The organism is Pseudobutyrivibrio ruminis CF1b, from assembly GCF_000424005.1.
Taxonomy (GTDB): Bacteria; Bacillota; Clostridia; order Lachnospirales; family Lachnospiraceae; genus Pseudobutyrivibrio; species Pseudobutyrivibrio ruminis_C.
The window spans coordinates 830388-849783 of record NZ_AUJB01000008.1; the positions used below are offsets into that span (position 1 = coordinate 830388).

Below are 19396 nucleotides of genomic sequence, written 5' to 3' on the forward strand. Positions count from 1 at the left end.
GTTGAATAATGAAACACACCAATAGGTTCTCTTCAATTAGGATTGGATATACCGTTGGAATGGCATTGATTTTCATTATCGCAAATACAGTATTATGTATGTTAAATGCCGTACTCATAGATAAGTTTATTTGCATAATGGGCATTAATGTATGCTTCTTCTTGTTGTTTGTGTTACTTCTTATCAGGAAAAGGTTAGAAGGGGCGCTTCCAGAGTTTAACTATATTACATACGGAAAAATCACTTTTATAGTACTGCTGACATGGATAATTACGTTCCTGTGCGCATTACTGGCGCCTGATTTTTTCGCGCCATTCATATTGTTACCTATTATTTGCAAAACAGTATTTGATGACAGTCTGTCAAACGTACTGAGCCTGTATCTTGTTATTGTCACATCCATATGTCTGGATTACAGCATATTTATTGTTCTCTGTTATGTTACTTTAGTAGCCTTTGGAACAATATTTGCTCAGTTTATAAAAGAAAAAGAAGGCTTGGAAAGACTGTATATTTTAATTCTGATTTTTGCAATCACCACAGTTGTTTCCATTACTTTTTATTACTTTAATTATTTGGAATTATCATTATCGATTTTGTTTTTCGGTCTGGTTGATGGTTTTATAGCCAGTGTATGTACACTTGCAATAGTGCCATTATTCAAAAAGTACGTTGATGATTCCCAGCATACCAATTACGAGATGTTCCTCAGCCAGGACTACACTCTGGTACAGGATATTAGGAATTTTTCATTCATCGAATATCAGCATGCCAGCAGAGTATCGATTTTATCTCGTAAATGTGCGGAAGCAATAAACGCTAATTCAGAACTGGCAGCCTGTGGCGGTTTTTATTACAGGCTTGGCAAAATAGAGGGCGAGCCAATGATTGATAACGCTCTGAAAATTGCTGCTGATTATTGTTTCCCAAATGATGTGACTCAAATTTTGGCTGAGTATGGCGGCATTATTTATTTGCCTAGTTCAAAAGAATCTGCCATAGTTCACATGGTTGATTCTGTAGTTACAAAAGTGGAGCTGTTTGATAAAGATGCAATGAGCTCTACCTGGAATCAGAATATGGTTATCTATCAAACCATTAATGAATTATCACAGAAAGGTTTTTATGATAACTCAAGCCTTTCTATGAATCAGTTTTTGGTAATTAGAAATATATTAGCTAACGAGGACATTTTAGCATGACAATTTTTATTGAAACTGAGTGTGATTTTGATTTTGACTTTGATTATGAAAAAGTAGCAAATGATGTAATCAACACAGCTATCGAGCATCTTGAATTCCCATATGAAGCGGAGATCAGTCTTACAATTACTGATAACGACGGAATACAGGCTATTAATAAAGAATTCCGTAATATAGATGCTCCTACTGATGTTCTTTCATTTCCAATGATAGAATATTCAGAGCCAGGCGTTTTTGATGATATCGAAAACGACGATGATTTATTTAATCCCGAGACAGGAGAAGTTATTCTTGGAGATATAGTTCTTTCAGTTCCTAGAATTTTATCCCAGGCTGAAGAATACGGTCATTCCGTTCTCCGTGAGTACGCTTTTCTTATAGCCCATAGTATGTTACATTTATTTGGGTTTGATCACATGACAGAGGCTGATGCTGCTGTTATGGAAGAAAAACAGAGAGAGATTTTAGATATTCTTAAAATATCTCGAAACTAAGAAAAGGAGACACTAATCTATGAAGAAAAGGGTAGTATCTGCAATGCTCATTCTCACTATGGCAATGTCATTAATGGCATGTGGTAAGAAGGATGAAGAAGTTCCAGCAGCTGAAGTTGAAGATTCTGCAGTTGCCGAGGAGCAGGAAAATGTTGAGGTTCTTGATGATTCCGCAGCATTTTGGGATCAGGTATCAGAGGACGGAAGAGTTCGAAGCTACCTTAATGGTGAATGGGTAGATCCAAAATATGGAAGACAACGCCCAGTCGCAGTAATGATTGAAAACACAAAGGCATGTTTGCCTCAGTATGGTATTGGTAACGCTGGTGTAATTTATGAATGTGTAGTTGAGGGTGGCATCACACGTATGATGGCTATTTTCGATGACTATACTGGAATTGACCAGATTGGTAACGTTCGAAGCGCAAGACCATACTATGTATATTTTGCAAGTGAGTATGATGCAGTTTATATGCACGCAGGTGGAAACCCAGCAGCATTTGAACTTATTGACGGCGGTTTAGTTCAGAACCTTAACGCTCTTAAGCTTGAGGGTAAGAAGGGTAGCGCTGCTACATACAGAACAGGTACTAGCGAGCATACTTTATATACCAACTCTGATGGTATCGGAATTGGTCTCGAGAAGATGAAGTATGACATGACATTACCTGCAAACTACGAGCCACATTTCAAGTTTGCTCAGAATGGTAATACACTTGAAAATGGTGAGGATTGCCAGGCAATTCAGCTCTACTATTACACAAACAAGCCTTATTGGATTTACAATGAGGATGATGGATTATATTACAGATATGAGTTTAACCAGAAGCAGGTTGATGCTACAACTGGTAAGCAGCTCACAGCCAAGAACATTATCATCGAAGATGTTGCATGGTGGATTTATCAGGGTTCTGAGTACCTTGGATACCTTCTTTCATACAACACAGGTACAGGTAAGTACATCACAAATGGTAAGATGATTGATATTGCTTGGTCAAAGGATGGCGATAGCGACATCACTCACTACTATGATTTAGCTACAGGCGAAGAAATTCAGTTAAACATTGGTACAACTTGGATTCAGGCTTGCCAGCATGATTACAGCGATGAGAATGTATTCTACGCAAACAAAAACGATTTTAGTAAGGCAAAATAATTAATTTATGACTACGAGAAATAAACGTAGCGATACCAAATTCCTGATGCAGGGTAGTATCCTTGCTATGGCATCAATTATCAGCCGTATTGTGGGACTTATTTACAGAGTCCCACTTACGGCTACTATTGGTAAAACGGGTAATGATTACTATGGTACCGCTTATGAAATTTATAACATAATATTGCTTATATCTTCTTACAGCATACCTCTTGCAGTTTCAAAACTGGTATCAGCAAGAATGGCTAAAGGGCACGTAAAGGACGCAAACAAGGTTTTGCACGGAGCCCTTCTTTTTGCGTTTATAACAGGTGGTAGCGCATCATTAATAGTTTTCTTTGGCGCAGAATTTTTCACAGGTTCTCTTTTAAAGACACCTCTTTCTGCAATCGCACTTAAAGTCCTTGCTCCTACACTTCTAGTAGTTGCTATTTTAGGTGTATTCAGAGGTTTCTTCCAAGGTCTTGGCACCATGATTCCAAGTGCCATTTCTCAGATTGGAGAGCAGATAGTAAACGCAATCGTTTCTGTAGTAGCTGCCAACATTTTATTTAGTTATGGTAAAAAAGTGGGTGGTGTACTTGGAAATGTTAAAGGTTATGCTGCCGCATATGGTGCAGCCGGAGGTACTCTTGGTACATCAACAGGTGCAGCCTTTGCCTTAATATTTGTACTTTTCATTTTCTTTGCTTTCAAAAAAGTATTTAAGAAGATGATTCAAAAGGATAAGCACAGAAATTCTGAAGGATATAATGAGATTATGTCCACTTTAATTATGACAATTATACCTGTACTTTTAAGTACTACGGTTTACAATATTAGTTCTATTATCGATCAGGGTATTTTTAAGAACTTTGCCCTTTATCAGGGACATGACGCTGCAGCCATCAGCGAGAGCTGGGGTGTATTTACAGGTCAGTATAAGGTTCTTATAAATGTGCCTCTTGCTATTGCATCTGCTATGGCAGCATCCACTGTTCCTAGCCTTACAGCAGCATTTAATTCTAATGATAGTGCTCTTGTAAAGAAGCAGATTAATATGGCCAATCGATTTGTTATGGTTATCGCATTCCCTTGCTGTGTGGGAATGATGGTACTTGCTTCCCCAATTATGCAGTTGTTATTTAACGATACTGAAAAGTCATCAGGACTTATGCTTATGATTGGTGGATGCTCGATTATTTTCTACTCATTATCTACACTTTCAAATGGTATATTACAGGGATTGGATAAGATGACTATTCCTGTTAAAAATGCACTTATAGCATTATTTGCTCACGTAGGATTTTTATTCCTGTTAATGGAAGTATTCGATCTTCACATTTATGCTGTAATTATCGCAAATGCGTTTTATGCACTCCTTATGTGCTTCCTTAATCAATCTGCAGTACTTAAATATTCAGGTGCCAGAATTGATATTAAAAAGGTATTTCTTGCTCCACTTGAGGCAAGTGCACTTATGGGCATAATTGTATACCTGGTTTACAGACTTCTTTATGGTCTTGTTTCACTAAATACTTCTTCTAACATTGCCAATTTCGTTGCTTGCATCGTTTCTATCATTGCAGGCGTTATTGTATATTTTGTTTCTATGCTTTTATTTAAGGGTGTAGATGAAGAGACATTAATGAAGTTCCCAGGTGGAGCTAAGCTTTGCAGCATTGCTTATAGCTTACATTTATTGAGGTAGACTTATGGATAGTAACGAAAAGATTTACGACGTCTGTATAGTTGGAGCTGGATTCTCAGGACTTGTTCTTGCAATTAAACTTGCAAGGGCAGGTCTTTTGGTCTGTTTAGCAGACCTTAACAGAGTAGTGGGCAGACGTATTCTTTCAACTGGAAATGGAAGATGCAATTTCACAAACAGACGAATGGGAGACCAGTTTTACTATAGCCAGCATGATCTTTCATTTATCGATGATAAACACGAGGAGGTAATTGCTTTCCTCAGAGAACTTGGCATTATCGAAAGAGATTTTGATGGATATTATTATCCAATTACAAATCAGGCTAAGACAGTTAGAGATGCACTTGAAAACGAGATTAACGCTTTGGGAATTGACGTTTATTTAGATAATCGTGTTACAGATATCGCAAAGGATGACATCTTCACTGTTACCACACACAGATCCGTTATTAAAGCAAAGAAAGTATGCGTGGCATCTGGTGGTCTTTCAGCAGCTACACTTGGTTCTTCAAAATTCGGATACAAGATGGCTACAAAATTTAAAATGAAGGTGACTAAGCTCGCTCCAGCTTTGGTTGGTGTAGTTTCAAAGGATATTTGCCTTAAGGATTTGGCGGGAGTTCGTGCAGTTGGAAAAGTTTCTTACAGAGACGCTAGCTGTGAAGGTGAGATTCAGTTTAATAAAGATGGTGTATCAGGATATCCTGTTATGTGCATCAGTAGATACATAGGATTTGATGAGCTGGATAAAAAGCTTTCTGATTTAACAATAGACTTCGTATATTTCATGACTGATGATGAGCTAAAAGAAGAGTTAAAAAACAGATTTAGCCGAAATGGTGAAGCTGCAATTCTTGCCAGTCTTAATGGACTTTCAAACGAAAAGGTTATTCAGACAGTTGTGAGCTATGCACGTATATACGGAGACACCGTGGTTTCAAAGCTTGATGATGAGGATATAGATAATCTGGTTTATTTCTTCAAGCATTTTGCAATCAGTTTAGAGGGTACAAAGGGCTTCGACAATTCTCAGGTTACAGCCGGTGGTGTTGATTTAGATGGTATTGACCTTGAGACGATGGAAGCCAAGACTTGTCCAGGTATGTACTTCACAGGGGAAGTACTTGATGTAGATGGTATTTGCGGTGGTTATAATCTTACATGGGCTTATCTGTCAGCTTCAAAAGCAGCAGATGCAATAATAAAAGAGGTGTAAATGATTAAAATTGACCAGCTGAAGCTTGATATTTCAGCAAAAGATAATCAAATAATTAATTCAATAGCTAAAAAACTTAGAGTAAACGAAAAAGACATTAGAGATTTTCAGATTTTAAAGCGTTCTATTGACGCCAGAAAAAAGCCTGATTTATTTTTCGTTTATTCCGTTGTTGTTACTTTAGATGGCGCTTTGGAAGCCAAGGTTCTAAAAAAATGTACTAAAGACAATAACGTAAATACGTACAAGCCAAAGGTATATACTTTACCATCAGCTAATAACAATTCGTCACGTCCTATCGTTGTTGGCGCAGGCCCTGCAGGTCTTTTTGCAGCATATGTATTTGCGTTAAACAATATGAATCCTATCGTTTTTGAACGTGGTAAAAAGGTAGATGACAGAACAAAAGATATCTTAGAATTCTGGGAGACCGGTGTATTAAACACAGCTTCAAACGTTCAGTTTGGTGAGGGTGGTGCCGGTACATTCTCTGATGGAAAGCTCAATACGCTTGTTAATGACAAGCTTGGTAGAAATAAATTTGTGTTAGAGACGTTTGTAAAGTTTGGCGCTCAGTCCAATATTTTATACGATGGAAAGCCACACATTGGCACCGATATTCTAAAGCAGGTTATTGCCAACATGAGAAATGAAATTATCAGCCTTGGAGGCGAGTTCCATTTCGATTCTCAGGTAGATAATTTTGTTATTGAAGACAGAAAAATCAAGGGTGTTGTCTCAAAGGGCGAGACTTACTACAGTGATTCTGTTGTTCTTGCCATTGGCCACAGTGCCAGAGATACATTTAAGACTCTTTATGATCTTGGCTTTGATATGGAGGCAAAGGATTTTGCTGTCGGATTCAGAATCGAGCATCCACAGGCTATGATTTCTGAGACCATGTACGGACCGCAGTATAACAAACTCGAGCCCGCTCCATATAAGCTTGCTCATAATCTTGATAATGGCCGTGGTGTTTACTCATTCTGTATGTGTCCAGGCGGCTTTGTAGTTAATTCTTCTTCTGAGGAGAATCGTCTGGTTGTAAACGGAATGAGCTATTCAAAACGTGACAGCCATAATGCTAACAGCGCTATTGTAGTTTCTGTCGGCGCTTCAGAATTTGACAAAAGCAATCCTCTTGCTGGAATCGAATTCCAAAGGCAGATAGAGGGCAAAGCCTTTATTCTTGCCTCAGGAAAGATTCCACAGCAGCTTTACGGTGATTTTAAAGAGAATCGCATGTCTAATGGATACGGTGATTTTTCTTCAGAAACAAAGGGTTACACAGCCTTCGGTCTTCTTTCTGATATATTTTCTCAGGAAATTAACCAATCTATTATTGACGCGATGGGTCATTTTGGTTCTAAAATAAAGGGATTCGATAGATACGATGCAATTCTTTCAGGTGTCGAAAGCAGAACTTCTTCACCAGTCAGAATTAACAGAGATGAACAGTTCCAATCCAACATCAGAGGATTATATCCTTGCGGCGAAGGAGCTGGATTTGCAGGCGGTATCACATCTGCAGCCATGGACGGACTTAAAGTAGCTGAGGCTGTGATAGCAAATCAGAATTTATAAGAATAAGGTGGGAATAAATAGTGGCAGAATACACTCCAATGATGCAGGAGTATCTTAAGACTAAAGCAGAATACGAAGATTGTATCTTATTTTACCGATTAGGTGATTTTTACGAGATGTTTTTTGAGGATGCCAAGACAGCCTCAAGAGAATTAGAGCTTACACTTACAGGAAAATCATGCGGTATGGAAGAGCGCGCACCTATGTGTGGCGTTCCATTTCATGCTGCAGATGCTTATATAAACAGACTTGTGGCAAGGGGTTACAAGGTAGCTATCTGCGAACAGGTAGAAGATCCAAAGGAAGCCAAAGGCCTTGTAAAAAGAGAAGTAATCAGAGTTGTTACACCTGGTACAAATATTGACCAGATGGCTCTTGATGAGGGTAGTAACAATTACATTATGTCTATCTTTTATAACAGAGGTGTATTTGGTGTCAGCTCCTGTGATATTTCCACAGCGGACTTTTACCTTACAGAAGTAGACAGCATCAGAAAGCTTATTGATGAGCTTTACAAATTCAATCCAGCTGAGATTATCTATTCAAAATCTATTTTTGAATCAGGTATTGATATTACTGAGGTTTCACAGAAAATCGAAAGTGCCTTGTCTCAGCTTGATGAATCATTCTACGACGATACACTTTCTACAAGAGAGTTGTTAAATCATTTCCATGCTCACTCATTAGAGGGACTTGGTTTGATGGATTTCCAGTATGGTAGGGTGGCAGCAGGTGCACTTTTAAGCTACTTAAAAGATACTCAGAAGACTGAGCTTGCTCACCTTACACATATCACTCCATACACAGATGGAAAATACATGCTTCTTGATAATTCAACAAGAAGGAACTTAGAGCTTACAGAAACCATGCGCGACAAGCAAAAGCGCGGCTCACTTCTTTGGGTTTTAGACAAGACAAAGACAGCTATGGGGGCAAGACAGCTTAAAAGCTTTATCGAGCAGCCTCTGGTATCAGTTGATGAAATTATAAAACGTCAGGACGCTATTTCAGAGATCAATGAATCTCTTATCGATAGAGAAGAGCTGAGAGAATATCTTTCTTCAGTTTATGATTTAGAACGTCTTATCACAAAGATAACTTATCAGTCAGCTAATCCACGTGATTTGATAGCTTTCAAGCAGTCTATTGGAATGCTTACACCAATAAAGACTTTACTTTCAGGCTTCCATTGTCATCTTTTGGATGATACCAATTCAAACATTGATGACATGAAAGATTTATTCGAGCTTATTGATTCAGCGATTGATGATGAGCCACCTATTTCATCTAGAGACGGTGACATCATCAAAGCCGGTTTTAATGAAGAAGTAGACAGACTTCGTGCTGCAAAGGTAGATGGAAAGCAGTGGCTTGCTGATTTAGAGGCAAAGGAAAGAGATAAAACTGGTATCAAAAATCTCAAGATAAAGTTTAACAAGGTATTTGGATTCTATCTTGAGGTTACCAATTCATATAAGGATTTAGTTCCTGATTACTACGTAAGAAAGCAGACCCTTGCAAATGCAGAAAGATACTACACTCCAGAATTAAAAGAGCTTGAAGACAGTATTTTAGGTGCAGAAGACCGTCTCAACACTATCGAGTACGAGTTCTTCAAAACAGTCAGAGATACCATCGCTTCAAACGTGGACAGAATTCAGATTACTGCAAAGGCTATCGCTCTTTTAGATGCCATTATTTCTATGGCAGTAGTTGCAGAGAAGAATCATTACGTTCGACCAGTAATTGATAATCGTGGCATCATTGATATCAAGGATGGACGTCATCCTGTTGTTGAGCAGATGATTAATGCAGATCAGTTCATTTCAAATGATTGTGAACTTGATTTGGATTCCAGAACAATTGCAATTATTACCGGTCCAAACATGGCTGGTAAATCTACCTACATGCGTCAGGTGGCTCTTATTGTTCTTATGGCTCAGATAGGAAGTTTTGTTCCCGCATCTGAGGCCAGAATCGGTGTTGTTGATCGTATCTTTACCCGTGTAGGTGCCAGCGATGATTTATCTACTGGCCAGTCTACATTCATGGTAGAGATGAATGAAGTAGCAAATATTCTTCATAATGCCACTAATAAATCTCTTTTGATTTTAGATGAGATTGGACGAGGCACATCTACATACGATGGGCTTTCAATTGCATGGGCAGTTGTAGAACATATCGCATATACGATTGGCGCCAAGACACTTTTTGCTACTCATTACCATGAGCTTACTGAGCTTGAGGGTCAGATAAAAGGTGTGCACAATTACTGTATTGCAGTGCAGGAACTTGGTGAGGATATTATTTTTCTTAGAAAGATTATTCCTGGCGGTGCAGACCAGAGCTACGGTATTCAGGTAGCTAGACTTGCCGGCCTTCCAGAGGAAGTACTTAGCCGAGCAAGAACAATAGTTAATTCTTTAAATGAGAATGATATAGCGGCTGTTGCCGATAGAATTTCCATCAGGGAGCAGGTAGAAGAGAAGTTAAAATCTCTTGAAGGGGTAACCATTTCAGAAAACGAAGCTGAAATAATCGCAGGTTTAAGAGAGCTTGATGTTACAAAAATCACTCCACTTGAAGCCATGAACATATTATTTGAGTTTCACAATAAGGTTGATGAATAATGGGAAAAATTAATTTACTTAGTCAGGAAACAATTGATAAGATTGCTGCCGGTGAGGTGGTGGAGCGTCCAGCTTCTGTTGCAAAAGAGCTTATTGAAAACAGTATCGATGCAGGTGCCACTGCCATTTCTGTAGAAATCAAGGGCGGTGGAATAGAGTATCTTCGTATAACCGATAACGGATCTGGAATCGATAAGGACCAGATACAAATTGCATTCCTTCGCCATTCCACATCAAAGATCTCATCTGCAGTAGATTTGGATAATGTGCGTTCCCTTGGTTTTAGAGGTGAAGCACTTTCCAGTATCTCAGCTGTTTCAAAGGTGGAGCTTATTACAAAGACAAAGGATTCACTTCTTGGTGCCTGCTATATTATAGAAGGTGCAAAGGAGATTTCACTTACAGATATTGGTGCACCTGATGGCACTACATTTATTGTACGACAGCTTTTTTACAATACTCCTGCCAGAAAGAAATTTTTGAAATCAGAGAGCACTGAAGGAAGCTATGTGTTTGACGTTGTTGAGCATCTTGCTCTTTCGCATCCAGAGATTTCATTTAAGTTTCTTCTTAACGGAAAAGAAAAACTCATGACATCCGGCAACGGTTCATTATCTGATACCATCTATCAGATTTATGGTCGTCAGATAGCATCAAACGTTTTGGATATAGATTATAGTGACGATAAAGTCTCGATTAACGGCTTTATTGGCCAGTCCATTATTGCAAGAGGAAACAGAGCTTTCGAGCATTTCTTTGTAAATCAAAGATATATCAAAAGCAATAATTTATCACGTGCATGCGAAGAAGGTTACTACGGATTTTTAATGGGGCACCAGTATCCATTTTTCGTAATCAATATCGCATTTACGGATTCAGCTGTAGATGTAAATGTACATCCTACAAAGCAGGAAGTTCGTTTTGAAAATGAATCCCAGATTTGTGAGCTTCTTACAAAGATAATTAATCAGAGACTACGCAAAAGAGAAGATGTGGTTGAGTCTCCCATAGATGAACCAAAAGTAAAACCTCAGCCTATTATTCAGCAGCCTGCATATACATCACAGCCTGCGCCACAGACTGAAGTTAAGCCTGCAGCATCACAAGCTGTCAGGGAACCAGAGATAATACCACCTCCAAAGCCAGTAAAAACTCCTGAACCTTTTGAGAGGGATAGATTAGAGAGAATCAAGCAGTCTATAACAGCACAGATTCACAGCGACACACCTTACGAAAAGAAATTCGCTGAGAAAAACAGAGGCGGTGAGAAATACGAACAGATCAGCTTCCTCAACAAAGAGGCTGTTAAAGAACATAAGATAGTAGGTCAGGTTTTTGATACATACTGGATTGTTGAATACGATAAAAACATGTATATCATCGACCAACATGCGGCCCACGAAAAAGTCTTATTTGAAAAGACTATGGCCAGACTTAAAAATAACGAGATGACTTCTCAGATGATAAGTCCTCCTGTTATAGTTTCCCTTTCACCACAGGATGTGCTGCTTTTTGAAAACTACAGAGAGGCTTTTGAAAAGCTGGGCTACAGAGTAGAGTCCTTTGGTGGCAATGAGCTTGCTATTAACGGCATTCCAGGCAATCTTTTGAATCTTGATCCAAAGGCCTTTTTCCTTGAGGTATTGGCTGACTGCCAGTCATACAAGGCCAGTGATTCCTTTGATATGATTATTGAAAAGGTAGCTTCAATGTCATGCAAGGCTGCAGTAAAGGGAAATAACAGACTTTCCATTCCGGAAATCAAAACACTTATAGATGAATTGCTCGAACTGGAAAATCCATATCATTGTCCTCACGGCAGACCAACAATGATTTCATTTTCGGAGTACGAGCTGGGTAAAAAGTTTAAAAGGATAATTTAATGAAAAATTTAGTAGTACTCACAGGTCCAACAGCAGTTGGTAAAACTTCACTTTCAATTAATCTCGCCAAGGCTATAAACGGCGAGATTATTTCTGCTGACTGCATGCAGGTATACAAAAGAATGGACATAGGTACTGCGAAAATTATGCCTGATGAAATGGATGGTGTTTCCCATCATCTTATTGATGTTATCGAGCCACAGGAAGATTTTCATGTAGTTCGTTTTAAGGAAATGGTTCTTGAAGCAATGGATGAAATCTATGCAAAGGGAAAGATTCCAATTATCTGTGGTGGCACAGGCTTTTATATTCAGGCGATTTTATATGACATTCAGTTTACAGACCAGGAAATTGATCAGGAATACAGAGATTATCTTGAAAAATACGCTGATGAGAATGGCAACGAAGCCCTTCTTGAAAAGCTTAGACAGGTGGATCCAGATTCAGCAGAATCAATTCCTGCCAACAACAGAAAACGCGTAATACGTGCTCTGGAATATTTTAAACAGACCGGAGAACAATTCTCAGTACATAACAAGCGTGAAAGAGACAGAATTAGCCCTTATAATTTCGCATATTTTGTATTAAATGATGATAGGGAATTGTTGTATAATCGCATAGATTTGAGAGTTGATAAGATGGCTGAAGCTGGTCTCATAGAAGAAGTTAAATCACTTCTTGAAGAGGGCTGCAAGCCTGGCATGACTTCAATGGATGGCATTGGTTATAAAGAAATCATTTCAAGCCTCCATGGTGACATGCCTATTGCTGATGCCTTAGAGCTTATCAAAAAGAACTCAAGAAACTATGCAAAGCGACAGCTTACATGGTTTAGAAGAGAAAAAGAAGTTGTCTGGCTAGATAAAACCGAGCTTAAAACAGAACAACAGCTTTTAGATAAAATTTTACAAACCTTAAAAGAGAAAGGAATTATATAAGGTGTTAAATATTTATAAAGAATTTGGAATTTCAAACGAAGTTTACAATTACGGCTCTTCTGTAATTAAGGATTTGGAAGCTCGCTTCAACGAGATTGATGAAGTGGCAGAGTACAATCAGCTAAAGGTTATTAAGGCAATGCAGGAGCACAGAGTTGCTGCAGAGTGCTTTAACACATCTACAGGTTATGGCTACGATGATGTGGGAAGAGATACACTTGAAAAAGTATACGCTTCAGTTTTCAAGACAGAGGATGCTCTTGTTCGTCCACAGATTACATGTGGTACACATGCACTTGCACTTGCTCTTATGAGTAACTTACGTCCTGGTGATGAGCTTTTATCTCCAGTAGGTAAGCCATATGACACATTGGAAGAAGTTATCGGTATTCGTCCTTCAAATGGTTCTCTTGCTGAATATGGAATCACATACGCACAGGTTGATTTACTTGAGGATGGCGGATTCGATTTTGACGGTATTAAGGCAGCCATTAACGAACGCACAAAGCTTGTTACTATTCAGCGTTCAAAGGGATATGCAAATCGTCCTACACTTTCAGTAGAGGCAATTGGAGAGCTTATCTCATTTATCAAGGGAATTAAGCCAGACATCGTCTGCATGGTAGATAACTGCTATGGTGAGTTTGTTGAGAAGATTGAGCCTACAGAGGTAGGAGCTGATATGTGCGTTGGTTCTCTCATTAAGAATCCAGGTGGCGGTCTTGCTCCAATCGGCGGTTATATTGTTGGTACAAAGGCATGCGTAGAAAATGCTGCCCACAGACTTACAAGCCCAGGCCTTGGAAAGGAGGTTGGCGCTTCACTTGGAATCATGCAGTCTTTCTATCAGGGATTTTTCCTTGCCCCAACAGTAGTAGCAGGAGCATTAAAAGGCGCTATTTTTGCAGCAAATGTATACGAGAAGCTTGGATACCTTTGCATTCCAAATGCAACAGAGCCAAGATACGACATTATTCAGGCTGTTACATTTAACAAGCCAGAAGGTCTTATCGCTTTCTGCGGGGGAATTCAGGCGGCAGCACCTGTAGATTCATACGTTACTCCAGAGCCTTGGGATATGCCAGGATACGACAGCCAGGTTATTATGGCAGCAGGAGCATTCGTACAGGGTTCATCTATTGAACTTTCTGCAGATGGCCCACTTAGAGCACCATATACAGCCTTTTTCCAGGGTGGTTTAACATGGAATCATGCCAAGCTTGGTATCCTTAAATCACTGCAAAAACTTGTAGATGCCAACCTTGTGAACCCTAGTCAACTGTGCTAAAATTTTAATGATTATGGGTTTTTACTAAAAATTTTTTGGAGGAAAGCTATGCCAGGTTCATTCGGTATTGATATAGGAACACAGAATCTCAAGATTTTCAGTGGTTCTAACAGTCAAATTTTAAACATCAAAAATACTATCGCTATTGTTAACAAAAATCAGATGTACTCATACGGAGATAGCGCTTATTCAATGTATGAGAAGGCTCCAGATACTATCGATGTTTCATTCCCAATAGTTTCAGGAGTTATCGCTGATTTCGATAATATGCAGACAATGCTTTTTGAGGTTCTTGAGAAGGATCTTAAGGGCAAGATTAAGGGTTCTGACATCGTTGTTGCAGTTCCAACAGACATCACAGAAGTAGAGAAGAAGGCTTTCTCAGATTTATTCACAAAGTCTAAGAACAAGCCACATTCAATAAGAGTATGCGAGAAGCCTATTGCTTGTGCCATCGGTATGGGTCTTGACGTTTCTGAGCCTACAGGTGTTATGGTTGTAGACTTAGGTGCAGACACTACTGAAATCTCAGTTATTTCTCTTGGTGGCCTTGTTTTATCTGAGCTTCTTCCATTTGGCGGCAATCAGATCGACGAGTCTATTGTTACTCACCTTAAGAGAAACTACAATCTCGTTATCGGTCAGAAGACAGCAAAGCAGCTTAAGGAAGAGATTGGTTCAGCACTTTCTGGCAGAGGAGAGAAGCTTACAGTTGTTGGTCGTGACGTTGTCAGCGGTCTTCCTATCGAGATGGAAATCGAAAGCGATGTTATCTACAACGCTATTAAGAATGACTTAGAGAGCTTCTGTACAAACGTTAAGCTTATTCTTGAGAAGGTTCCACCAGAGCTTGCAAAGGATATCGTTCATTCTGGTATCTATCTTACAGGTGGTACATCTCAGCTTCATCAGCTTACAGATTTATTCTCAGAAGTTACAAACATTAAGGTTAATGCTATCGAAGATCCTCAGGAATCATGCGTACGTGGCCTTGGTCAGGTCCTTTCTGATACAAAGTACAAGCAGTACGGCTATAGCATGAAGACTAGAATTTTCAAATAATACAGAGGTACTATGAGACAAAGAAAAGCAAGTGGTGGTATTCCAAGTAAATATTTGCTCACAATATTATCTATTATTTGTGTAATGCTTTTATTCTTCAGCTATTCCACAGGTTTTACAGGTGGCCCACTTGAGACTATTGCCAACCACATTTTCATCCCTATGCAAAAGGGTATTGATTATATTGGCAGTACTATAGCCATTTCTTCAGCGGACACCAAGACCAGAAAAGAGCTTGTTGCTGAAAACGAAGAATTACAGGCTCAGGTTGAAGAGTTAAATTCCAGAATCAGCAACATGGAGCTTAAGCTGGATGAGCTTGATGAGCTTCAGAAGTTATATGAGCTGGATCAGAGCTATTATGATTACGACACCACAGGTGCTCGTATCATTGGAAAGAGCACTTCTAATTGGTTTAACACCTTCACAATAGACAAGGGTACTAAAGACGGTATCAAGGTCAATATGAATGTTATTGCAGATGGAGGATTAGTAGGAATCGTTTCATCTGTAGGTGATTCATATGCTGTAGTAAGAGCGATTATTGATGACACCGCAAATGTCAGCGCTACTATTTCATCTACAGAGGACAACTGTATCGTTTCTGGTTCTCTTGAAAAAATGACATTAAACAACCTTATTACATTTTCAAACTTAGATGACAGTGCAGATAAGGTTGCCATTGGTGACATGGTTGTCACCTCTAATATTTCTGATAAATATGTCCCAGGTATCCTTATCGGATACGTATCAGAGGTCAATAAAGACGAAAATGACCTTTCTAAATCAGGAACAATCACTCCAGTAGTTGATTTTAAGCATTTGTCAGAGGTACTTGTTATTAAGCAGCTAAAGGAGTCCTATAAGAGTGAGTAAATTCAAACAATATTTAAAGAAAATATTGGTTATAGCACTTATCATATATGTTTGTTTTTTACTTCAAACAAGTATTTTTTCCCGCTACAGATTAGCGGGAGTTACTCCTAATATTTTGATTTGTGTTGTTGCTACCTACGGATTTATGAAGGGTAGACGCCATGGTATTGTAGTAGGGTTCTGCACAGGACTCCTGCTTGATATTTTTTCTGGTACGTTGTTTGGATTTTATGCTCTTGTATATATGTACATTGGCCTTCTTAATGGTCTTTTTAAAAAGCAGTTTTTCGGAGACGATTTAAAGCTGCCTTTGATTCTTATTGGCACCAGTGATTTTATTTACGGAGTATTTTCTTACTTAGCGCTTTATGCTGTCAAATCTCAGTATAATTTTACATTCTATTTAATGAATCTTATTTTACCTGAGGTTGTTTATACTTTACTTGTGTCTATTTTTGTTTATTACATAATTTTATACATTAATAACTGGCTAGAAAAATTAGAAAAGAAAGGTTCTGATAGAATTGGAAATTATTAAGGACTTTTTTGTAAATGCATTTTCTTCACGTATTCGCGTGATTTCAGTAGTAATGGGTCTTTTTGCTACTGTCCTTATTTCACGTCTTTTTTATTTGCAGATTATCAATGGTAGCGAATATCAGGACAACTATAATTTGAAGCTTGAAAAAACTGAGACTATACCAGCTACACGAGGTAATATATACGATCGTAACGGAAACCTTTTAGCTTATAACGAACTTGTTTACGCTGTAACTATCCAGGATAACGGTTCTTATTCAAGCAAAAAGGAGAAGAGTCAGTCCCTCAATTCTGAAATTGCAGAAATCATTACCAAGCTAGAATCAAACGGTGATGCAATAGATAACAATTTCCCAATTTATATAGATTCATCCGGTTCATATCAATTCATGTACTCAGGCAGCACACTTCAGCGTTTTAGAGCTGATGTTTTCGGAAAAACAAGTGTAGATGACCTTGAGTTTAATGAAAAGCTTGGCATAGACGAAGCTAATGCCACAGCAGATGATATTATTGGATATCTTCAGGGAGAGAGAGTATACAACATTTCCGATGAATTCGACAAAAAGCTTCGCTATGAAATAATGGTAGTCCGTTATAACATGGGTCAGAATTCATATCAGAAATACATCTCAACAGTTATCGCGTCAGATGTTTCTGACAGATCTGTTGCTTTTATTGAGGAAAATGTTAACGAACTTACAGGTGTAGCTATCGAGCAAAAATCATTAAGACGCTACGCCAACAGCGAATATTTTGCCCATATCATTGGTTATACAGGACAGATTTCTACTGATGAATACAAGGCAAGATCAGCAAAAGATGATACTGTAGAAGCTACAGACATTGTCGGTAAATCTGGTATTGAAAAATACATGGACGATTACCTTTCAGGAACAAAAGGTACTTCGACTTTATTCGTAGATAGTGTAGGTAACACTATCGCAGAGGGTGATTACACAGCTGCCGTATCTGGAAATGATGTTTATCTTTCCATTGATATGGATTTACAGAAAGCTACATATACACTTCTTGAGCAGGAGATTGCTGGTATTTTATATTCAAAGATTGCCAATATAAAGCAGTACCATGCATCTGAGCATGCATCTTCTTCAGATGTAGTTGTTCCTATTTACGATGTATATAACTCTTTAATTGCAAACGGAATCATTGATACTACAGCTTTTGAAGATGAAAATGCTACAGATACAGAAAAGGCTGTTTTAGCAGCATATAAAGTAAAAGAAAAAGAGGTTCTTGCCGCTCTCAAATCGCAGTTAAACGTTAACAACGAAGCAGTTTACAATGAATTGCCAGATGAGTATCAGGCATATTCTACATACATTGTCACAAAGCTTAAGAGTCTTGGAATCTTTGATTCTTCAGCTATCGACACATCTTCTGAAGTTCAGGAAAGCTGGACATCAGAAAACATGGCCGTTAATAAGTATTTGTTATATGCCATCGAACAGAACTGGATTGATATTACAAAATATGAGAGTGAAGCTAAATATGCAGATACAGAGGAGTTGTACAACGACTTAATCGACTACACTCTAGAGTATCTCGGAAATGATAAATCATTCCAGAAGCTTATTTACAAATATTTGCTCTTAGATGACCGTATTTCCGGTACACAGCTTGGCTTAATTCTTTATGACCAGGGTGTCTTAAAAGAAGATCCTGAGACATATGCAATGCTTAGCAGCGGAAGAATCTCATCTTATGAGTTTATGCTTTCAAAAATCAAGAATCTTGAGCTTACTCCAGGTCAAATTGCTTTGGATCCATGTTCAGGTTCTACAGTTATTTTGGATGCCAAGACTGGCGAAGTATTAGCTATGGTTACATATCCAGGCTATGACAATAATCGCCTTGCCAACTCTGTTGATTCGGATTACTATGCATACCTTACAAACAGTGCATCAAATCCGCTTTACAATTATGCTACACAGCAGAGAACAGCTCCTGGTTCTACATTTAAGATTGTCAGCTCTACAGCAGGTTTGGCAGAAAACGTTATCACAACATCTACAGAGATTGTGGATCTTGGTCAGTATACTAAGGTTTCAAATAATCCTAAATGTTGGATTTATCCTAGTAACCACGGTAGCATCAATGTATCAGAAGCTATCAGAGATTCATGTAACTATTTCTTCTACGAAGTAGGTTGGAGATTATCTGGTGGTGACGGAGCATACAACGATGTTACTGGTATCGAAAAGATTCAAAAGTATGCTTCTCTTTACGGACTTGACGAGACAACAGGTGTGGAAATAGAAGAGAATTCTCCTCATATTGCCACTGAATACCCTGTCATGGCCGCAATCGGACAGTCAGATAACAACTTTACAACTGTTGGTCTTGCAAGATATGCAACTGCAATTGCCAGCAGAGGTAACGTTTACAATCTTACTTTATTAGACAGTGTTAGAGATTCAGAAGGCAATGTTGTAAAAAGCTACAGTCCAACCATTAGAAATCAGGTAGATGTACTTAACGCTGGACAGTGGGATGCCATCCACTATGGTATGAAGATGGTTACAGAGTCACTTTCATCCTTCAACAATTTCTCAGTACCAGTTGCAGGTAAGACAGGTACTGCTCAGCAGGTTAAAAGCAGACCTAACCACGCTTTGTTTATTGGATTTGCTCCATATAACAATCCTGAAATTGCAATTGCAACACGTATCGCCTATGGTTATACATCACATAATGCAGCTGCTGTTTCAAAAGATATTATGTCTTATTATTTCGGTGTTTCTTCTACAGAAGACCTCCTTAATGGTGAGGCTAACTCAGTATCTAATTCAGAAAACGAATTTACTGATTAATAC

Annotated in this window: 14 protein-coding genes; all 14 read left to right on the forward strand. The window is 38.5% G+C overall.

Going from position 1 to position 19396, the window contains the following annotated elements; all coding sequences use genetic code 11:
• The first annotated feature begins 8 nt into the window (after nucleotides 1–8).
• From G592_RS0106140 to G592_RS0106205, 14 genes are read left to right on the forward strand one after another with little or no spacing between them, the layout of a single operon-like run.
• Nucleotides 9–1202, forward strand: a complete 1194-nt coding sequence (locus tag G592_RS0106140; RefSeq protein ID WP_028247046.1) for a hypothetical protein — start codon at nucleotides 9–11, stop codon at nucleotides 1200–1202.
• Nucleotides 1199–1696, forward strand: coding sequence for an rRNA maturation RNase YbeY (ybeY, locus tag G592_RS0106145; protein ID WP_028247047.1), 498 nt, complete (start codon nucleotides 1199–1201; stop codon nucleotides 1694–1696). The genes G592_RS0106140 and ybeY overlap by 4 nt, the downstream gene beginning before the upstream one ends.
• Before the next feature lie 19 nt (nucleotides 1697–1715).
• Nucleotides 1716–2852 (forward strand): DUF3048 domain-containing protein, encoded by a 1137-nt coding sequence (locus G592_RS0106150; protein WP_028247048.1) that lies wholly within the window; start codon nucleotides 1716–1718, stop codon nucleotides 2850–2852.
• Between the two features lie 7 nt (nucleotides 2853–2859).
• Nucleotides 2860–4542 (forward strand): putative polysaccharide biosynthesis protein, encoded by a 1683-nt coding sequence (locus G592_RS0106155; RefSeq protein WP_028247049.1) that lies wholly within the window; start codon nucleotides 2860–2862, stop codon nucleotides 4540–4542.
• 4 nt (nucleotides 4543–4546) lie between these two features.
• Nucleotides 4547–5758: an aminoacetone oxidase family FAD-binding enzyme gene (locus tag G592_RS0106160; protein WP_028247050.1), complete on the forward strand. Its 1212-nt coding sequence runs from the start codon at nucleotides 4547–4549 to the stop codon at nucleotides 5756–5758.
• Nucleotides 5759–7342 (forward strand): NAD(P)/FAD-dependent oxidoreductase, encoded by a 1584-nt coding sequence (locus G592_RS0106165; RefSeq protein WP_028247051.1) that lies wholly within the window; start codon nucleotides 5759–5761, stop codon nucleotides 7340–7342.
• A gap of 20 nt (nucleotides 7343–7362) precedes the next feature.
• The gene (mutS, locus tag G592_RS0106170) at nucleotides 7363–9972 is read left to right on the forward strand and encodes a DNA mismatch repair protein MutS (protein WP_028247052.1); all 2610 of its coding nucleotides are present in this window, start codon (nucleotides 7363–7365) and stop codon (nucleotides 9970–9972) included.
• Nucleotides 9972–11855 (forward strand): DNA mismatch repair endonuclease MutL, encoded by a 1884-nt coding sequence (mutL, locus tag G592_RS0106175; protein ID WP_028247053.1) that lies wholly within the window; start codon nucleotides 9972–9974, stop codon nucleotides 11853–11855. The genes mutS and mutL overlap by 1 nt, the downstream gene beginning before the upstream one ends.
• On the forward strand, nucleotides 11855–12793 hold the full coding sequence (gene miaA / locus G592_RS0106180; protein WP_028247054.1) for a tRNA (adenosine(37)-N6)-dimethylallyltransferase MiaA: 939 nt from the start codon (nucleotides 11855–11857) through the stop codon (nucleotides 12791–12793). The genes mutL and miaA overlap by 1 nt, the downstream gene beginning before the upstream one ends.
• A 1-nt stretch (nucleotide 12794) precedes the next feature.
• Nucleotides 12795–14081: an aminotransferase class I/II-fold pyridoxal phosphate-dependent enzyme gene (locus G592_RS0106185; RefSeq protein WP_028247055.1), complete on the forward strand. Its 1287-nt coding sequence runs from the start codon at nucleotides 12795–12797 to the stop codon at nucleotides 14079–14081.
• A 48-nt stretch (nucleotides 14082–14129) separates the two neighbouring features.
• Nucleotides 14130–15143: a rod shape-determining protein gene (gene mreB, locus G592_RS0106190; RefSeq protein ID WP_028247056.1), complete on the forward strand. Its 1014-nt coding sequence runs from the start codon at nucleotides 14130–14132 to the stop codon at nucleotides 15141–15143.
• 12 nt (nucleotides 15144–15155) lie between these two features.
• The gene (gene mreC, locus G592_RS0106195; RefSeq protein ID WP_028247057.1) at nucleotides 15156–16019 is read left to right on the forward strand and encodes a rod shape-determining protein MreC; all 864 of its coding nucleotides are present in this window, start codon (nucleotides 15156–15158) and stop codon (nucleotides 16017–16019) included.
• A complete protein-coding gene (mreD, locus tag G592_RS0106200; RefSeq protein WP_036951844.1) occupies nucleotides 16012–16557 on the forward strand; it encodes a rod shape-determining protein MreD in 546 nt (181 codons plus the stop codon). Before mreC ends, mreD begins: the two co-directional genes overlap by 8 nt.
• A complete protein-coding gene (locus tag G592_RS0106205; protein WP_051194778.1) occupies nucleotides 16544–19393 on the forward strand; it encodes a penicillin-binding transpeptidase domain-containing protein in 2850 nt (949 codons plus the stop codon). The genes mreD and G592_RS0106205 overlap by 14 nt, the downstream gene beginning before the upstream one ends.
• Nucleotides 19394–19396: the final 3 nt, after the last annotated feature.